Source organism: Clostridium sp. AF34-13, assembly GCF_003477845.1.
Lineage (GTDB): Bacteria > Bacillota > Clostridia > Lachnospirales > Lachnospiraceae > Butyribacter > Butyribacter intestini.
In genome coordinates, this window is record NZ_QUEB01000005.1 from 165,224 (window position 1) to 180,670 (window position 15,447).

17 protein-coding genes are annotated in these 15,447 nt (G+C 37.7%); 2 read left to right on the forward strand and 15 right to left on the reverse strand.

What is annotated here, in order from left to right; genetic code table 11:
• Nucleotides 1-25 precede the first annotated feature (25 nt).
• Nucleotides 26-571, forward strand: coding sequence for a GNAT family N-acetyltransferase (locus DWZ63_RS06035; RefSeq protein WP_055944934.1), 546 nt, complete (start codon nucleotides 26-28; stop codon nucleotides 569-571).
• On the opposite strand, the gene DWZ63_RS06040 is transcribed toward DWZ63_RS06035, so the two are convergent.
• Nucleotides 556-1,749 (reverse strand): DUF6128 domain-containing protein, encoded by a 1,194-nt coding sequence (locus DWZ63_RS06040; RefSeq protein ID WP_055944937.1) that lies wholly within the window; start codon nucleotides 1,747-1,749, stop codon nucleotides 556-558. The genes DWZ63_RS06035 and DWZ63_RS06040 overlap by 16 nt on opposite strands.
• A gap of 537 nt (nucleotides 1,750-2,286) precedes the next feature.
• On the opposite strand from DWZ63_RS06040, the gene DWZ63_RS06045 reads away from it, so the two are divergent.
• A complete protein-coding gene (locus tag DWZ63_RS06045) occupies nucleotides 2,287-3,120 on the forward strand; it encodes an Mrp/NBP35 family ATP-binding protein (RefSeq protein WP_022013078.1) in 834 nt (277 codons plus the stop codon).
• A 150-nt stretch (nucleotides 3,121-3,270) separates the two neighbouring features.
• Here DWZ63_RS06045 and spoIIID read toward each other — a convergent pair whose 3' ends face one another.
• The 14 genes from spoIIID to DWZ63_RS06120 all read right to left on the reverse strand — a co-directional run bounded on the left by spoIIID (nucleotide 3,271) and on the right by DWZ63_RS06120 (nucleotide 15,025).
• Nucleotides 3,271-3,525, reverse strand: coding sequence for a sporulation transcriptional regulator SpoIIID (gene spoIIID, locus DWZ63_RS06050; protein ID WP_055945646.1), 255 nt, complete (start codon nucleotides 3,523-3,525; stop codon nucleotides 3,271-3,273).
• A gap of 225 nt (nucleotides 3,526-3,750) precedes the next feature.
• A complete protein-coding gene (gene pnuC / locus DWZ63_RS06055) occupies nucleotides 3,751-4,437 on the reverse strand; it encodes a nicotinamide riboside transporter PnuC (protein ID WP_055944939.1) in 687 nt (228 codons plus the stop codon).
• A gap of 240 nt (nucleotides 4,438-4,677) precedes the next feature.
• A complete protein-coding gene (locus tag DWZ63_RS06060) occupies nucleotides 4,678-5,166 on the reverse strand; it encodes an HD domain-containing protein (RefSeq protein ID WP_118499152.1) in 489 nt (162 codons plus the stop codon).
• A gap of 165 nt (nucleotides 5,167-5,331) precedes the next feature.
• Complete coding sequence (locus DWZ63_RS06065) at nucleotides 5,332-6,051, reverse strand: MBL fold metallo-hydrolase (protein WP_022013081.1); 720 nt, start codon at nucleotides 6,049-6,051, stop codon at nucleotides 5,332-5,334.
• A 287-nt stretch (nucleotides 6,052-6,338) separates the two neighbouring features.
• Complete coding sequence (locus tag DWZ63_RS06070) at nucleotides 6,339-7,568, reverse strand: Zn-dependent hydrolase (RefSeq protein WP_055944942.1); 1,230 nt, start codon at nucleotides 7,566-7,568, stop codon at nucleotides 6,339-6,341.
• A 25-nt stretch (nucleotides 7,569-7,593) separates the two neighbouring features.
• Nucleotides 7,594-8,289, reverse strand: a complete 696-nt coding sequence (urtE, locus tag DWZ63_RS06075; protein ID WP_118499132.1) for an urea ABC transporter ATP-binding subunit UrtE — start codon at nucleotides 8,287-8,289, stop codon at nucleotides 7,594-7,596.
• A gap of 11 nt (nucleotides 8,290-8,300) precedes the next feature.
• Complete coding sequence (gene urtD / locus DWZ63_RS06080; protein WP_118499134.1) at nucleotides 8,301-9,038, reverse strand: urea ABC transporter ATP-binding protein UrtD; 738 nt, start codon at nucleotides 9,036-9,038, stop codon at nucleotides 8,301-8,303.
• 14 nt (nucleotides 9,039-9,052) lie between these two features.
• The gene (locus DWZ63_RS06085; protein ID WP_118499136.1) at nucleotides 9,053-10,093 is read right to left on the reverse strand and encodes an urea ABC transporter permease subunit UrtC; all 1,041 of its coding nucleotides are present in this window, start codon (nucleotides 10,091-10,093) and stop codon (nucleotides 9,053-9,055) included.
• A gap of 16 nt (nucleotides 10,094-10,109) precedes the next feature.
• The gene (gene urtB / locus DWZ63_RS06090; RefSeq protein WP_182431449.1) at nucleotides 10,110-10,973 is read right to left on the reverse strand and encodes an urea ABC transporter permease subunit UrtB; all 864 of its coding nucleotides are present in this window, start codon (nucleotides 10,971-10,973) and stop codon (nucleotides 10,110-10,112) included.
• 114 nt (nucleotides 10,974-11,087) lie between these two features.
• Nucleotides 11,088-12,275, reverse strand: coding sequence for a transporter substrate-binding protein (locus tag DWZ63_RS06095; protein WP_055944950.1), 1,188 nt, complete (start codon nucleotides 12,273-12,275; stop codon nucleotides 11,088-11,090).
• A gap of 227 nt (nucleotides 12,276-12,502) precedes the next feature.
• Complete coding sequence (locus DWZ63_RS06100; RefSeq protein ID WP_003062094.1) at nucleotides 12,503-13,693, reverse strand: site-specific integrase; 1,191 nt, start codon at nucleotides 13,691-13,693, stop codon at nucleotides 12,503-12,505.
• 77 nt (nucleotides 13,694-13,770) lie between these two features.
• Entirely contained in the window at nucleotides 13,771-13,974 is a 204-nt protein-coding gene (locus DWZ63_RS06105; protein WP_002322728.1) for an excisionase, read from the reverse strand.
• A 373-nt stretch (nucleotides 13,975-14,347) separates the two neighbouring features.
• On the reverse strand, nucleotides 14,348-14,602 hold the full coding sequence (locus DWZ63_RS06115; RefSeq protein ID WP_002322727.1) for a helix-turn-helix domain-containing protein: 255 nt from the start codon (nucleotides 14,600-14,602) through the stop codon (nucleotides 14,348-14,350).
• 3 nt (nucleotides 14,603-14,605) lie between these two features.
• Nucleotides 14,606-15,025, reverse strand: coding sequence for a sigma-70 family RNA polymerase sigma factor (locus DWZ63_RS06120; protein WP_003061815.1), 420 nt, complete (start codon nucleotides 15,023-15,025; stop codon nucleotides 14,606-14,608).
• Nucleotides 15,026-15,447: the final 422 nt, after the last annotated feature.

Here is a 15,447-nt window from a genome sequence, read left to right on the forward strand (position 1 = left end):
TTATTTCTAAAAAAGGAGACTTATCATGAATGTTTTCTATCAGACGGAGCGTCTTATTTTAAATATATTGCCGCCTTTATGGGCACCTGCAGTTTTGAATTTTTATAAAAATAATAAGGATGTTCTTGAGGGCGTTGAGCCTGCAAGAAATTCACGATTTTATACCGAATCTTTTCAGAAAGCAAATCTCTCGGTAGAGTACAACAGCTTTTTTAAAAATAATTATATGCGCTATTGGATTTTTGACAAAAAAAATCCCGATTTTCCTATCGGGACTATTTGTTTCAGCAATTTTCTAAAAGGTGCTTTTAAAAGCTGTATGGTCGGTTATAAACTCGACAAAAATCATACCGGAAATGGCTATATGACGGAAGCACTCCGCTTTCTTCTCCCCGAACTCTGCCATAATTATCCCCTGCATCGCATAGAAGCCTATGTAATGCCTGATAACACAAGCTCCATACGGCTTCTCAACAATCTGGGATTTGTTAAAGAGGGATATCTCCACTCATTCGCAAAGATAAATGACAAATGGGAAGACCATCTTCTCTATACTTACTTTAACGGATGAATCCAATAGCCGAATGTACCGTTTTTGTCCTTAACTTCCCCTATAGGCTGAAAATATATAAAGCCATGCTGTCTTGCTATATTTTCATCATAGCTGTTATAAATCCCCGGCGAACCAACAGCATACTGCGTCTCTATGTCAGAAATCTTTATTTTTGCAAATATGATATGCCTGTAGCTGCAATAACCATGCAATAAAAATGTATTGTTTGCAAGTACCCACATTTTTATTGGAAGACAGCCTATGTCTTTCAATTCAATACGCACACTTTTATCTATTATTCCTGATGCAAACGGATACATCACCGGAAATGTGCTAAGTATCCTCTCCCCGAAATCTTTGTCGTTTTCCTCATAAACACTAGCTTTTATCACCATCTTTTCCGTATTTATGTCACTTTCCGCTCTTGTCTCAGCAACACTTGCGACCTCATCAGAGTCCATATTCTGCCCTGCATACTTTCCGAATTTTTCTGTATCATTCATCTCATATCCTTTGTCTGCCAAACTATTATCTGATAAATTATATACCTGCATACACTCATCACTAACATTTTCAAATATATTATTTTCATTTAGTTTCTCTGCATTTTCTATATCTGATGTATTATTTTCATTCAGTCTTTTTTCATTTTCCATATCAAATACATTTTTCTCTTTTACGCTCTTCATATTGCCACTCTCATAAATATTTTTTCTCCCTGTATTGCTGCTCTCAGATATATTGTTTTCATTCAGTCTCTTTGTATTTTCTGTTTCAAAAATGCTGTCGGCAGGCATCTCCCTTGTTTTTGAAACAATCTCTATCTGCCCCAATTTAACCTCATCCCTCACCCATGAAGTCGCAAAAAACATTTCATCCGATATGTAAACCACAAGTCCGTCTATGTCCTCAAATGAATAACCGGTCTGCTCAATATTGTTTTTATCAAGAGCAAATCTGCTGACAAGATTTCCCGATTTTGTCCCCATGTCCGACACTTCTATGCATTTTGCACCATGCTCTTTTTGAATATAAAGATATACTTTTGGAAACACTTCAAACGGAACCATCCTCATCTGGACAGTAAACCGGCACTGCACATCCATAAGTTCAATTCTTACAAATCCTGTATTCTGGCTTTTTGCACCATTTATATATTTGTATAAGTAAGATACCATTCTTTTATACTGACCCATAACCTGCCTCCACTTTATAGCATAAATTTTTGTGCATAAACCAGTTACCGGTCACAAATATTGTAAACAACATCAAAACCTCGTCACTGTCCACGCATACATTGCACGCAGCAACAAAAAATATGCACAACTTTAGTAACAGTTCAGCCATAAAAAGATAGTTGGCAATACAATGAGCTTGTTCATTGTATTATTAAGTATCTTTTTATGGTAGAATAGCCTTTCATTTCTGAAATGAAATAAACATAAGCTGCATAGCAGCGACTGACAGCTTGCTGGCAGGTTTATGAATGTAAGAGATGCAAGGCTGAACTGTTACCAACTTTATGATATAAATATATGATATGTTTACAAAGATTATGACAAATGTATTTTTGACACTCCAAAACTAAAATGTTATACTACGATATTGAAGTTAATAAATAATTATGGATGATAGTGCGAAAAATCCGATTTTTCGCACACAAGATTTGTGTCTGCGCACACTTGACACAAACTTGATATGCCCAAAAAATGTGTGCAGAAATGAGGATTATTATGAGTGAAAATTGTAATCATGACTGCTCTAGCTGTGGTGAAGCCTGTGCAAGCCGTGACCCTAAGAGTTTTATAGAAAAACCAAATGAAAAAAGTACAATCAAAAAAGTAATCGGTGTTATAAGCGGAAAAGGCGGTGTCGGCAAATCAATGATTTCTTCAATGCTTGCCGCAAACTTCCAGAAAAAAGGCTATAATACAGCCGTTCTTGACGCAGATATAACAGGTCCGTCAATCCCTAAGGCTTTTGGTATTACAGAGAGAGCCAGAGGTGATGAAAGCGGAATATACCCTGTTTATTCAAAAACGGGAATACAGACAATGTCCGTAAATCTTCTTCTTGATGATGCGACTGACCCGGTCATATGGCGTGGTCCTGTTATCGCCGGAACAGTAAAACAGTTCTGGCAGGATGTTATATGGACTGATGTTGATTATATGTTTGTAGATATGCCACCCGGAACAGGTGATGTAGCACTTACGGTTTTCCAGTCAATACCGGTTGACGGAATCGTTATCGTAACATCTCCTCAGGAGCTTGTATCAATGATAGTTGCAAAAGCCGTAAAAATGGCACAGATGATGAATGTTCCTATTATAGGAATTATTGAAAATATGAGTTATGTGGAATGTCCGGACTGTGGAAAACACATCGAAGTATTTGGAAAAAGCCACCTTGCTGAAGTCGCCGCAGTATATAAACTGCCGATACTCGGTCAGATACCTATGACTCCTGCTATTGCAGCCGCAAGCGATGCCGGCGATGTAGAAAGTCTTGATGTTGACTGGTTTGATAAAGCAATAGAAGCTATAGTTGATGCCACTAAAGAATAACTGTAACACACTGTAAACATATAAAATTTACTGATTATTGAATTATATATATTTACAGCCATAAGAAAAACAGCGTACAAATCATAAAATACAAAAACAGGGAGATAGAAACAATTATTTCTATCTCCTTGTCGTTTTTAACACTATCAATCACATATGCATATGTGCATATTTTTCCTTTGTAGCCATTCCTCCCCTTATATGTCTCTCTGATTTGTTCAAGTCAAGAACTTCCCTTACCTGCCCTGCCAATGACGAATCAATGTTTTCGAGCCTTTCTGTAAGGTCTTTATGTACGGTAGATTTGCTTACTCCAAACACTTTAGCAGCCTGCCTTACGGTAGATTTATTTTCAATCATATAATTAGCAAGACTTACGGCTCTCTGACTTAATCTTTCATCTATTATGTATGCATTTTTTCTTCTCCTGTTTCTAAAATTTAGCTTTTCCACATTAAAAGCTCCTCTTATTTTTTTACATCATATGAGGAGCTTTTTTATTTTATGACAGGCCGTTGTTAAAAATTATTTAATGACACTCGCTTTACACCGTTTTTTATAACAGGCAATTCCATATTTAAAAATCCGCTACACACCATCATCACGAAGTTTTTCTTCATCCTAATATCTTCAAACTTCTGCCTGCTCTAACTCCCTCTGTTTCCAACTCATAAATCCATACATATCATTCATAAAAAATATACTAAAATTCACAACAACAGGAATATATGCCGGATCTTTAAGTGATGCGAGCACCCACAGTATTATCAAAACAACATCGTTCACAGCATACCACACCGCATAATACGATGACCTGAGCATCGTAAGTGACGCTGCAATAAAACTTGTAATTATCGAAATCGTACTAAAAATAATATTAGGTGTGTTAAAACTTTTAAGAATATAATAATAAACTGCTGTCACAATTATTCCACTTATACAAAGTGCCACTATATGTTTTTTACTTAAAGACTGTATCTGTACTTCATTTCCATTATTTTCCGACGGATTTTTAATCCATGTTATCGTAGACCATACAGCCATTGGAAGCGTCATTCCGAGATATGTCAACATCTCTCCCCAGTAACGAAAGCGGAATGATATTATCCCGTAAAGAATACTAAAAAGTATCATAAGCACCTGACCCCACACATTTCCTTTTGCGGCAAAAATAAGCGATGTTACACCTGTAAGTGCCGCAACAAGTGTGAGCAGGTCAAAATCTTTTGTCGCAAGATTTGATATTAGAACTATTATTATTGAGCCAAGCCAGATAGACCATTCTCTTTTTGTCAATGTTTTTATCGGATTATTCATTATTATCTCCATTTCTTAAAAATCATTGTCTATTCTCCCATCTTCTTTACCAGCAATTCATGCATTACAATCATAAGTATAAAAATGATAAACAGACCTCTCCAAAATGTTCCTATGTATAATAACATCAAAAATTTACGGTTTCAATGACATATATCACACAAAAAAAAATACCCCATACAGACTATATTATAATAGTCACATACGGAATATTTCTTTTTACATTCCCACTAAAACAACTCAATCAATTCCAAATATTTCCTCACATATCTTCCTGCCGGAAGAAGTCTTAAAAATGCTGTCATATGCGTGTTTTACCGCCTTTTTTGACAGACTGTCCTCATACATATTCACCAAAAAATCTGCTTCTACAAGAATTTGGTAATCAATGCCATCTATATCGTTATATGTATGATGATGACCGATAAGGTATTGCACTCTCTCTGACACATTCTGCAGAAAATCAAGACTTTCAAGCAGCTTTTGTGCAAGTGCAGGTCCTTCTTTTTCCTGAAGTTTGCCATTGCAATCTCCATATTTTTCTTCGCACAAATGTATTCCTATATCATGTGTAAATGCCGCTGTTTCAATAATAAATAATGTGTCTTTATCGACATTTTCCATCTCGGCAATAAGTTTTGCATAGCTATGGACTTTACAAAAATGCTGTATTCTTCTTGCGTCACCATTATATAATTTTATCATTTCAAAATGTAATCTATTTAACATTCCTACTCTTACTTCATCACAATCCATCCATAAATCCTTCTTTCTTTTTTATATTATGCTGTTTGTCATTCAGACTTAATCTGCTCTATCAACTCCAAAACCTTATCCTCTGTCTCCTCAATTTCGTCTGCTATCTGTGATATAGATTTGCCTTTGGCACTGGTTTCAGTTTGGAACATTCTGCCCTGTCATGAGAATCCACGGCTCATTCTTCTCTCTCATAGCGTATATCTTTTCAAGCCATGATATAACAGCCTGTTTTTTCTGCACAAACGGCTCTCTGTGACTAAGAAGAACATATGGAGCCGCCATCTTTTTTAATATATCAATCTGCTGTTTCAAAATTCCGGCATTATAGACAGTCTTATCACCCTTATGAGCCGGATACAGAGCATCGCCAAGCAGACAATATTTATTATTAACCAAAAGAGCAAGCGAACCCTTAGCATGGCTTGACGGCATCTGAAAAATTCTAAGTTTTATGTCTGTTTCATCCACATTTATATCACTCTCAACAATCTCACCGATATGTGTATATTTGTATGTGTTTTTCCCCTGATACAGACTCTCCCACTTTATATGTTGCACATTTGCAATATGGTCGGGATGAAAATGCGACAAAATAATCTTAATCTTCTTTCCTTTTTGCTTTGAAATCTCCGCAAGCATTTCAGGAATATTTTCATGACTTCCAACATCATAAACCCACAGATACTTTTCACCCTCAATCACGGACACATTAGCAGAAAGCGGTTTTATAGCCGGCGTGATATAAGAAAAATAATCCGTAACACACTTCCATGTCGGAAACTGTTTATTATTGCTGTTATCAACATCCTGAATCTTTGTAATCTCTGCACTGTTTTCTCTCATATCCGCTGCCATAAATAACGCCCTCTCATTCTTCAATACATACAACTGCCAAACCCTTTTTTATCTGTTAAAGCAGATATTTGTGGTACGCTCTGCCACTTTGCGACTTCCTTGATAGGTTTCAAATCTAACAGCATTGTAGCATTTTGTATATACAATTTCAATTACTTGCACCAAAAACAGCCGTAAATATGGATTATTAGTTACTGTCCACACCTACGGTGTTCTCCGAGCGAAAGCGTCACTGAGGTGGAATATAATCCCTATTTACGGCGTCCATTTCCCAAATCCCAAAAAATCTACAATTCCTCATCCATCTTAAGCAATGTATTTAAAAGTACATTTGCTCCTTTTAAGCAATTCTCAGGTGTTGAGTATTCAAGTTCGCAATGACTGTGTCCCTCCACACTAGGCACAAATATCATTGTCGTTGGTATAGCATCGCACATATACTGTGCATCATGTCCGGCACCACTATACATTTTTTTGTATGTATAACCGAGTTCTTTTACGCTGTCCTCGACAAACCCGACAAGTTTTTTATTAAAATATACAGTATCTCTTGCCCATGCTTCTTTTTTTTCGACAGTGCATTTTTCTAATGACTCAGGCAGATTTTTTATTACTTCGACAACCTGTTCCATGACTTTCGGGTCTTTATGCCTTGAATCAAGTGTCAGTTTCACTTCATCAGGTATTATCGTGTGAATGTTTGGATGTGCCGATATTTTTCCTGTCGTATAGACGAGTTCTTCATCAAGCTTATCAAGATTTTCATGCAGATAATCTATGACTTTTGCACAGGCATACAATGCATCTTTTCTGTATTTCATAGGAAATGTTCCCGCATGGTCTGCCTGTCCACGCATCGTAAATTCATAATTTACCATGCCGCATACACCCTCGACTATTCCGACCTCTTTATTTTCCGCATCAAGCACCGGTCCCTGCTCAGCATGAAGTTCCACAAGTCCTGCAGTCTTTTCGGGGTTCATCCTGTTTTCTTCACTGCCCTTATATCCGCTTTTTTGGAGTGCATCTTTAAAATAATATCCCGGAATATCTTTAGCTTCACTGTTAAGCATATCTTCCTTTTTAAATTTACCGCACAAAACTCCGGATGACATCATCGCAGGCTCAAATCTTGCACCCTCCTCATTTGTCCAGACAGCAACCGTTATCGGATGACGATGCGGTATCTTGTCAGTGACTATCGTTTCAACTGCCTCCATCGCACTTAAAACGCCAAGCACACCGTCATAATTCCCGCCCTGTCTTACCGAATCAAGATGCGAACCGCTAAGTATAGCAGGAAGATTTTCACTTCCCGGAATAGTGGCATATATATTTGCCATATCATCGGTCACGATATTTGCTCCAAGTTTTTTTAATCTCTCACAAAACTCCTCCCTTGCCGCCAAAGCCTCATCCGACAGCGAAAGTCTTGTAATACCACCATTACCTGTATCACCAAACTTGCTAAAAGTTTTAATTTTCTCACTCAGTCTGTCTAAATCACATTTATACATAAAACCTGCCTCCCTCATATCAACATTACACACTCATATACTTCTTACTAAGCTCATCCGTAAGTTCGTCCATCTGCCCCTGTGCCACGATTGAACCCTTCTGCATAATTAAAAATCTGTCACCAAGTTTTCTCGCAAATCTCAGGTTCTGCTCAACTACTATTATCGGTACTTTCTTTTCCTTATGATACCTCGTAAGTATATCCGCTATATCCGACACTATATTAGGCTGTATTCCCTCGGTCGGCTCATCTAGTATCAATATCTTTGGATCACTCATTAATGCTCTTGCGATTGCAAGCTGCTGCTGTTGCCCACCCGATAATACACCGCCTTTTCTCTTTAAGTGCTGTGTAAGTACCGGAAAATATTCAAATATTTCCTCAACTTTTTTTGCATAATCCACTTTATGTGCCAATGCCCCAAGTTCAAGATTTTCCTGCACCGTAAGCTGTGGTATTATCTCCCTGCCCTGCGGAACATATGCTATTCCTTTTCTTGAACGCTCATACGGTTTTAGTTTTGTCACTTTATCTGAATTAAGACTTATATCTCCCGTTTTTGCCGGAAGAAGTCCTATTATGCTTTTTAATAATGTTGTCTTTCCAACACCGTTTCTCCCAAGTAAAATAAGTTTCTCGTCATCTTTTATCTCAAATGATACATTATAAACAACCTGACTTTTTCCATAACTTACCGATACATCATCTACTTTTAACATAGCAAGCCTCCTTAATCAGTTTTCAGATATACACGCACAACCTCAGGATTTGAGGTTATGTCATCATAACTTCCCTCGGCAAGTATCTCGCCCTGGCTGAGTACCGTTATCTTCTCTGAAATCTGTTTTACAAAATCAATATCATGTTCTACCACGATTAATGTTTTATCTTTCATCACATTTAAGATAAGTTCACCTGTCTTGTATGTTTCATCCGCCGTCATTCCCGCGGTAGGCTCATCCAGTGTTATTATCTCAGGATTTTGTGCAAGAACCATACCTATTTCAAGCCATTGTCTTTGTCCGTGTGAAAGATAGTTTGGAAGTATTTCTTTTTCATCTTTTAGATTTATCTGTTCCAGAATTTCGTCTATTTTTTCCTGAATGTTCTTTTTTCTTCGATATGTAAATGTCTTTAATAAACTGCTGTAACCAGAAAGTGCAACTTCTACATTTTCCTCGACCGTCATATAATCAAATATATTCGGTCCCTGAAATTTTCGTCCTACTTTAAATTTATCCGAAATTTCATATGCATCTTTGCCCGCTATATTTTTGCCATCTAAAAGTAGGCTTCCATATGTAGGCTTTGTTTTTCCTGTTATCATATCTATTATGGTGGTCTTTCCCGCACCATTTGGTCCGATAAGCGTTCTGAGTTCACCCTTTTCAATCGTCATGTTCACTTCATTGACAGCACGAAAACCGCTAAATTCAACCGTCAGATTTTTTAATTCAAGATAGCCCATATAGTCACCTCTTTCTACGCTTTCTTTTTGGTTCTGCGATTATACTGGATATTTTTCAATGTTCCTATAACACCGTTTGGCAGGAACAATACGACTACTATCAAAATCACACCGAGTACAAGCTGCCATATCTCTCCAAAACTGCTTGACAATTTACTCTGCAGAAAACTTACAAACAATGCACCTATCATCGCTCCTGAGAGATTTCCCCTGCCTCCCACGGCAAGCCATACAAGCATCATTGTTGAAAATGTGACACCCGCACTTTCTATTGAGATAAATGATGTCATCGGTACATAGAGCATACCTGCATATCCTGCTATTGCTCCCGCAATGGCAAATAATGTCATCTTAAACACTGCCGGATTGTAACCTAAGAAACGAAGTCTTGCTTCATTATCTCTTACCGATTTGATGACTTTTCCAAATCGTGATTCAGTAATCCATAAACACAAAATATAAATAACAACAAGTGATATAAATGCTATGTAATACCACTGCACTATACTTACCGAATGCCCGCCTATCGTTATCTTATTCAGTCCTGAAGCAATTCCGTTGACACCGCTTGAACCTCCGGTATAAGACTGGTTTGTTGTTATAAAAAGTTCAAACAACCCCGCAAATGCAAGCGTTATAACATTGTAAAATACACCTTTTATCTTGCTCGTAAAAATAAAATAACCAAGTACAAGTGCAACAAGTGCCGGAATTAAAACTCCGAGTATTATCGCAACAGGAATACTTTTGAGTGGTGCATAAATTGCCGGAAGTTTCCCAAGACTGCTCATAAATGCAGGAAGTCCGTCCTGACAGGCAAGAGAAATTCCAACGATATAACCGCCCATTCCAAAAAATACCGCAAAACCGAGATTCATCAGACCGCCGTATCCCCAGAGGATGTCGAGTGCGAGAGCAGCAATCATATATGTTATAAATTTTCCTAAAATCTGTGTACTGTATAAATTTGCCACAAACGGCACAAATGCAAGTGCAATTATCACTATAATTGCAAGATATTTGTCGATGGTAGCTTTCTTTAATCTATCTTTCATGGTACTGCCTCCTTTCCTATCTCTTATCCTTTGCCGAGAACAATCCCTGCGGCTTAAATCTGATAACAACTATTATCACGACAAATATAAGAAGTTTTGCCGTTACAAGACTCATAAAACTTGCCATTACCGAAACTGCTTCCTGAATGACTACCGAGCCAAACAGCGAGCCAACGATAGAATTTAATCCGCCAAGTATAACGACTAAGAAACTGTCTACGATATAGTCAGTTCCCATTCCGGGTGATACACTTGAAACAGGAGCGAGAAGTATTCCCGCAAGTCCTGCGAGTGCACATCCGTATCCGAATGTTATCTTGTCGATATTACCTGAATTTACACCGAGACACTGTGTCATTTGTCTGTTCTGTGTGATGGCTCTAAGCTGCATTCCATAAGATGTTTTATAAAACAATCCGAGTGTAACAAAAAGAACTATTAATGCCATCAGTATAAGAAACATATCGTAATAAGGAATTGTCACACCACCAAGATGCAGGCTTCCTTTTATCGGCATTGCAAGATTTTGATTTTCAGGTCCGAATATCATTCTCACTATCTGCTGTATGATATATGTAAGTGCAAAGGTTACAAGCAATGTCTCCGCAACCTTACCATAAATCTTTCTTATCAGAAAATGTTCTATCAATGCTCCTATAAGTCCCGTTGCAATGACGGTCAGGATAACCGCCACCGCAAAAGGAAGATGGAGACTGTTCACAAATACACATCCAAAGTATGCACCGAGCATTATCATCTCTCCATGAGCCATATTTACAACATCGAGCATACCGAATGTAATAACAAGCCCTATGGCAACGAGAAACAATTCCGCCGAGCCGCTTATTCCATTAATTATCTGAGAGACAACTAACTCCATATACATTCCTCCTAGTCATCATTTTATACATATGTAAAACTGTGCCTGCGTCAGTATTTGTTATATCCTCGCAATTAACACAACATATAATCAGTTTCACAAGTCTTTGATATTTTAGTCTGTAACCGGTTCTACGAGTCCGTCAGACTTTGAAACAATATCAAATGTAAGGTCTTTATTAACTTTTCCAATATAGATTGGAAGCCATGCGTGATGATTTTTCTCGTCCATCTTTATCTTTCCTGCCGGACAGCTTATCTCCATTCCTGCTGCCGCTTTTACAATATCAGCAGGTTTTGTCGAACCGGCTTTTTCAATGGCATCCGCAAGCATATACACACCTGTATATGTAGACTCCGCACCGTTATTGACTGTTGTGTCAGTGCCGTATTTTTCTTTGTATTTCTTTACAAACTCATCTGATTCTGTAGTTCCAAGAACATTAAAATAATTAAAGCATGAATATGTTCCGACTGCTGCCTTGCCGATACCTTTTACAGTTCCCTCATGACAGGCAACTGAGCATATTGGAGTCTTTTTCATATCTATTCCGTACTGTGAGCAGTCTGAATAAAATGATACTGAATCATTACCTGCAACTGCTGAGAATATAACATCAGGCTTTGCACTCTTAATCTTATTTACGATAGAAGCAAAATCCGTTGTTCCTGACGGTGCATACTCCTCACCGACACATTCAGCACCGAGGTCTTTAAGTTTCTTCTTTGCATAACTTATAGTATTTTTAGGAAACTCATAATCTGAACCGACAAAGAATATCTTCTTTCCGATATTTTTTGTTATATATGGTAAAAATCCGTCTACCTGCTGACTTGGAACAGTATTTGTATAAAGAACATTGTCAGATGGTTTTTCACCCTCATAAAATGTATTATAAACAAGCAGGTTATCATATTTTTCGATAATAGGCTCTACTGAAAGTCTTGTCGATGTTGAGTTTGTTCCGACAATCGCACACACCTTGTCATTTAATATAAGTTCCTGTGCTTTCTCGGCTGCCATTGAAGGGTCTGAACCGTAATCGCTGTAGATTGCCTTAATCTTTTTGCCGTTTATTCCGCCTTTTTCATTTATCTCATCGATTGCCATCTGTGCACAGTTTTTCATAGGCGTTTCTGAAATTGAAAAATCACCTGTTGTACTGAGCAAAACTCCAACTTTTATAGTATCGCTCTTGTCGCCTGAGTCTGATTTTGACTCACTGCTGATAGCTGAGTCACAGCCTGTCATTCCAAAAACCATCGCCGCCGCTAAAACTAAAGATAATACTTTCTTTCTCATATATGCCTCCATTCCTGCACTATACTTTGTGCAAATCATATTTTTTTATTTTAAAAACTTACTAAATTTCTGATTATCTTTTCATAAGTTGGTAAATGCCGATATATCCCGTATTTTAGGGCTTTATCGGTATTTTCTTTTTGGAAGATACCTTGCATAAGCTGGCATTTACCAGCATGAAAATGCAACCAAAAGTAGTAAATGAGTAGTAAATATAAGCTCCGATATTAACAAGCCAGTCTTTCCAGTTCTGCTTTTGCAGATTGAAATGTACCGTGTGCATAATAGCCAAGTGTCATGGTTATGTTAGCGTGTCCCATAAGATATTGCAGGGTGTTTGGGTTCATTCCTCTGTTTGCCATATTCGTACAGTAAGTATGTCGGAATGAATGTGGTGTGATGTTCGGTAACTTGTCCGTGTGATACTTGTTATACTTCTTAATTAGTCCTCGCACCATGCCCTCATAGTTTCCTGCAACTTTAGGTAAGCCCTCACGGTTCAAGAATAGGAAATTGCTATAACCACCTACAATCAACGGTTGTGCCTTTCCTCTGTTCTTTAGTATTCTTTGGATTGCTTGATAAGCCCGTTCTGTCAATGGAAGTTCTCGTTTTCCGTTTTTGGTCTTTGGCGTTTCAATATAGTAGCCGATTTCGCTGTCTTTCAATAACTGGTGGTCTATATTGAGTATTCTGTTCTGCATATCAATATGCGTCGTTAGTCCGCAAAATTCAGAAATACGAAGTCCCGTTTCCAGCAGAAGCACAACCTCATCATAATACTTGCTGTAAATCTTATCCTTTTCCATAAAGGCAAGCAGGCGTTCTTCCTGCTCTGGTGTAAGGATAACTTTCTGCTCCGTATCATCTTCCAGAACATCACTTAGCTTAAATTCAAACGGGTTCTTTCTGATACAGTCGTCTTGTATCGCCATGTAAAATGACGCTTTCAAGGAACGCTTGTAGTTATCAATCGTTTTATAGGCGTATCCTTTTTCGCTCATTCTGATAGCCCATTCTTTAGCGTCCGACTGCTTAACAGTATCAATCGCCCTCATACCCAATGGGTCATTTTTCAGAGCGTTCATAAGATACTGTCGTCCTTTTTCAGTAGCCCTCTTGATGTTCTTTCTTTGGCTGTTCTTCTTGTCGTAGAGCTGGCAGACTGTCATTTTACCGCCTGCTGTATCGATACCGTCGTTAAGGTCTTTTTTAATCTGTGTTTCTTTTTCCCTCAACGATATATCATCACGCTTTCCAGCAGGTGTCTTGTCTGTCGGTACAAGTTTCCAAGAATAGATAAATTGTGGCTTTCCGTATATATCGGTATATTTATAAACGTATCTTCCGTCTTTTCGCTGGCTCTCTCCATTACGCAAATTGCGATTTTTACTGTCTTTTCGTTTTACATTAGACATAGTGTAAAGCTCCTTTCCGTCATGGAACGAGCCGTGATACGCTATATTTATTATACCATATCTACGGCTCAATGACATTAGATTTCGTCCAATGTATCTATGATTTTTTCAAATTGTTTTCGCTTAATCTGAATACGGTTGCCGTTCACGATAACCCAGCCAGCGTCAAGATTTTCTTCGGCTAATTTACGCAATTTCTTTTCGCCAATGCGGAAGTATTTGGACGCTTCTTCAACCGTCAGCGTATATTTTTCCCAAATAGGCACATCAGTATTGTTCATAATCTATGCACCCCCCTTTACTGTGTGTCGTTTTTTACAAGCAGGCAGACGGCTTTGGAAAGCTCCATTAGTATCTCAACTATTCCCATTCTTGTGGGCAGAACCGCACCATGCGGACGTATCATTATTCTGTGAGGATAGGTCGTGGCAAAACAACTTTTCCAACAGTCGCTCTCGGATCACTGCGTGGGTCGCTCGCTTTCTTTTGAAAAGGTCGTGGCGTACAGTCCCCGTGGCTCGCCATCTCACAAACGTATCTGTCTGCTTTATTCAGTTGTCAAAGAGCTGTGGTGAAAGCGTGTTGCTTTCATATAAAAGCAGGTGGCAGAGCAGGAAAGAGGGGGATATTAAATCATGCTCCGCTAAAAACTGCTTATTCTTCTGGTTCTAAGTCCATATCTTCAATATCAAAACCTAAAATCATTTTGATAAGTGCTTCTCTGATACGTCCTTTTAATTCCATATCTACAACGATATAAACATTGCCGTATTCATCATAAAGTGAACGCAAACAGCACTTTGATATGTAAGGGTCATAAAATGCCAGTAATTTTTCAATCGCTTTTTCGTTTCCGTCCATAGCTGATGAAATCAAGTAATAAGACGGTTTCTTAAATAACTGTTTCATTTTCTAATGTTCCTCCTTGAGTATTTTTTTCATAGTTTCCAAAGCGTGATGTCGGTTTCTAAATACACCGCTTTGCGTGATTTTCTGCAAGTTGGCAATTTCACTTTCTGTCATTTCCAAGAAGTAATACATCAACAGAGTATTGCGTTTTCTTTCTGGAAGTTTCTTCAAGGCTTCTGCCAATTCATCATCAAGGACACGAATATCAATGCCACATACTGAAAAGATTGTATAATCTGTTTCGTAGTCGTCCCAAACAGCCATTTTATCAACAAGGACATCTGGCAATTCGCTGAAAGATATTTCTTTATTCTTACGACGGTTTAATTCCTTGTAATAATCTTTCACGACACTACGGACAACTTTCTTTAAACAACTTTCAAAACGACATTGAACTGTTTTCTGGAAGTCAGACGGTTTCATCAATCTCACCTCCTTTCCTTTATGATTTGAAAAGTGTTTATCCCTCTTTCCGCACCATATAAGGACAGCTAGGTGTGATTTAATGACCTCTTTTGAAAAATTTTTTAAATTTTTTCGGGTATGAAAAAAGCCCGCACAAAACATATAGTCTGTACGAGCCTTTAAAGCTAAAACATAGTAATATTGTATCATTAAGAATCACAAATCACAAGTGATTTGTGATTAATCACTTGTGATTTGTGATAAGTGATTTGTGATTACAAAAAAAATAGGAATAGGCACTTTACTGGTTAGTATTGGTATTCTTGTTATGCCGATTATCAATTTAATCTCTCATTCTGAATTAGGCTATTACATAGGTCTTATTTTGATTGTTGTAGGAGTGTTTTATATCATATTCATCATTGTAAAATACAATGGAA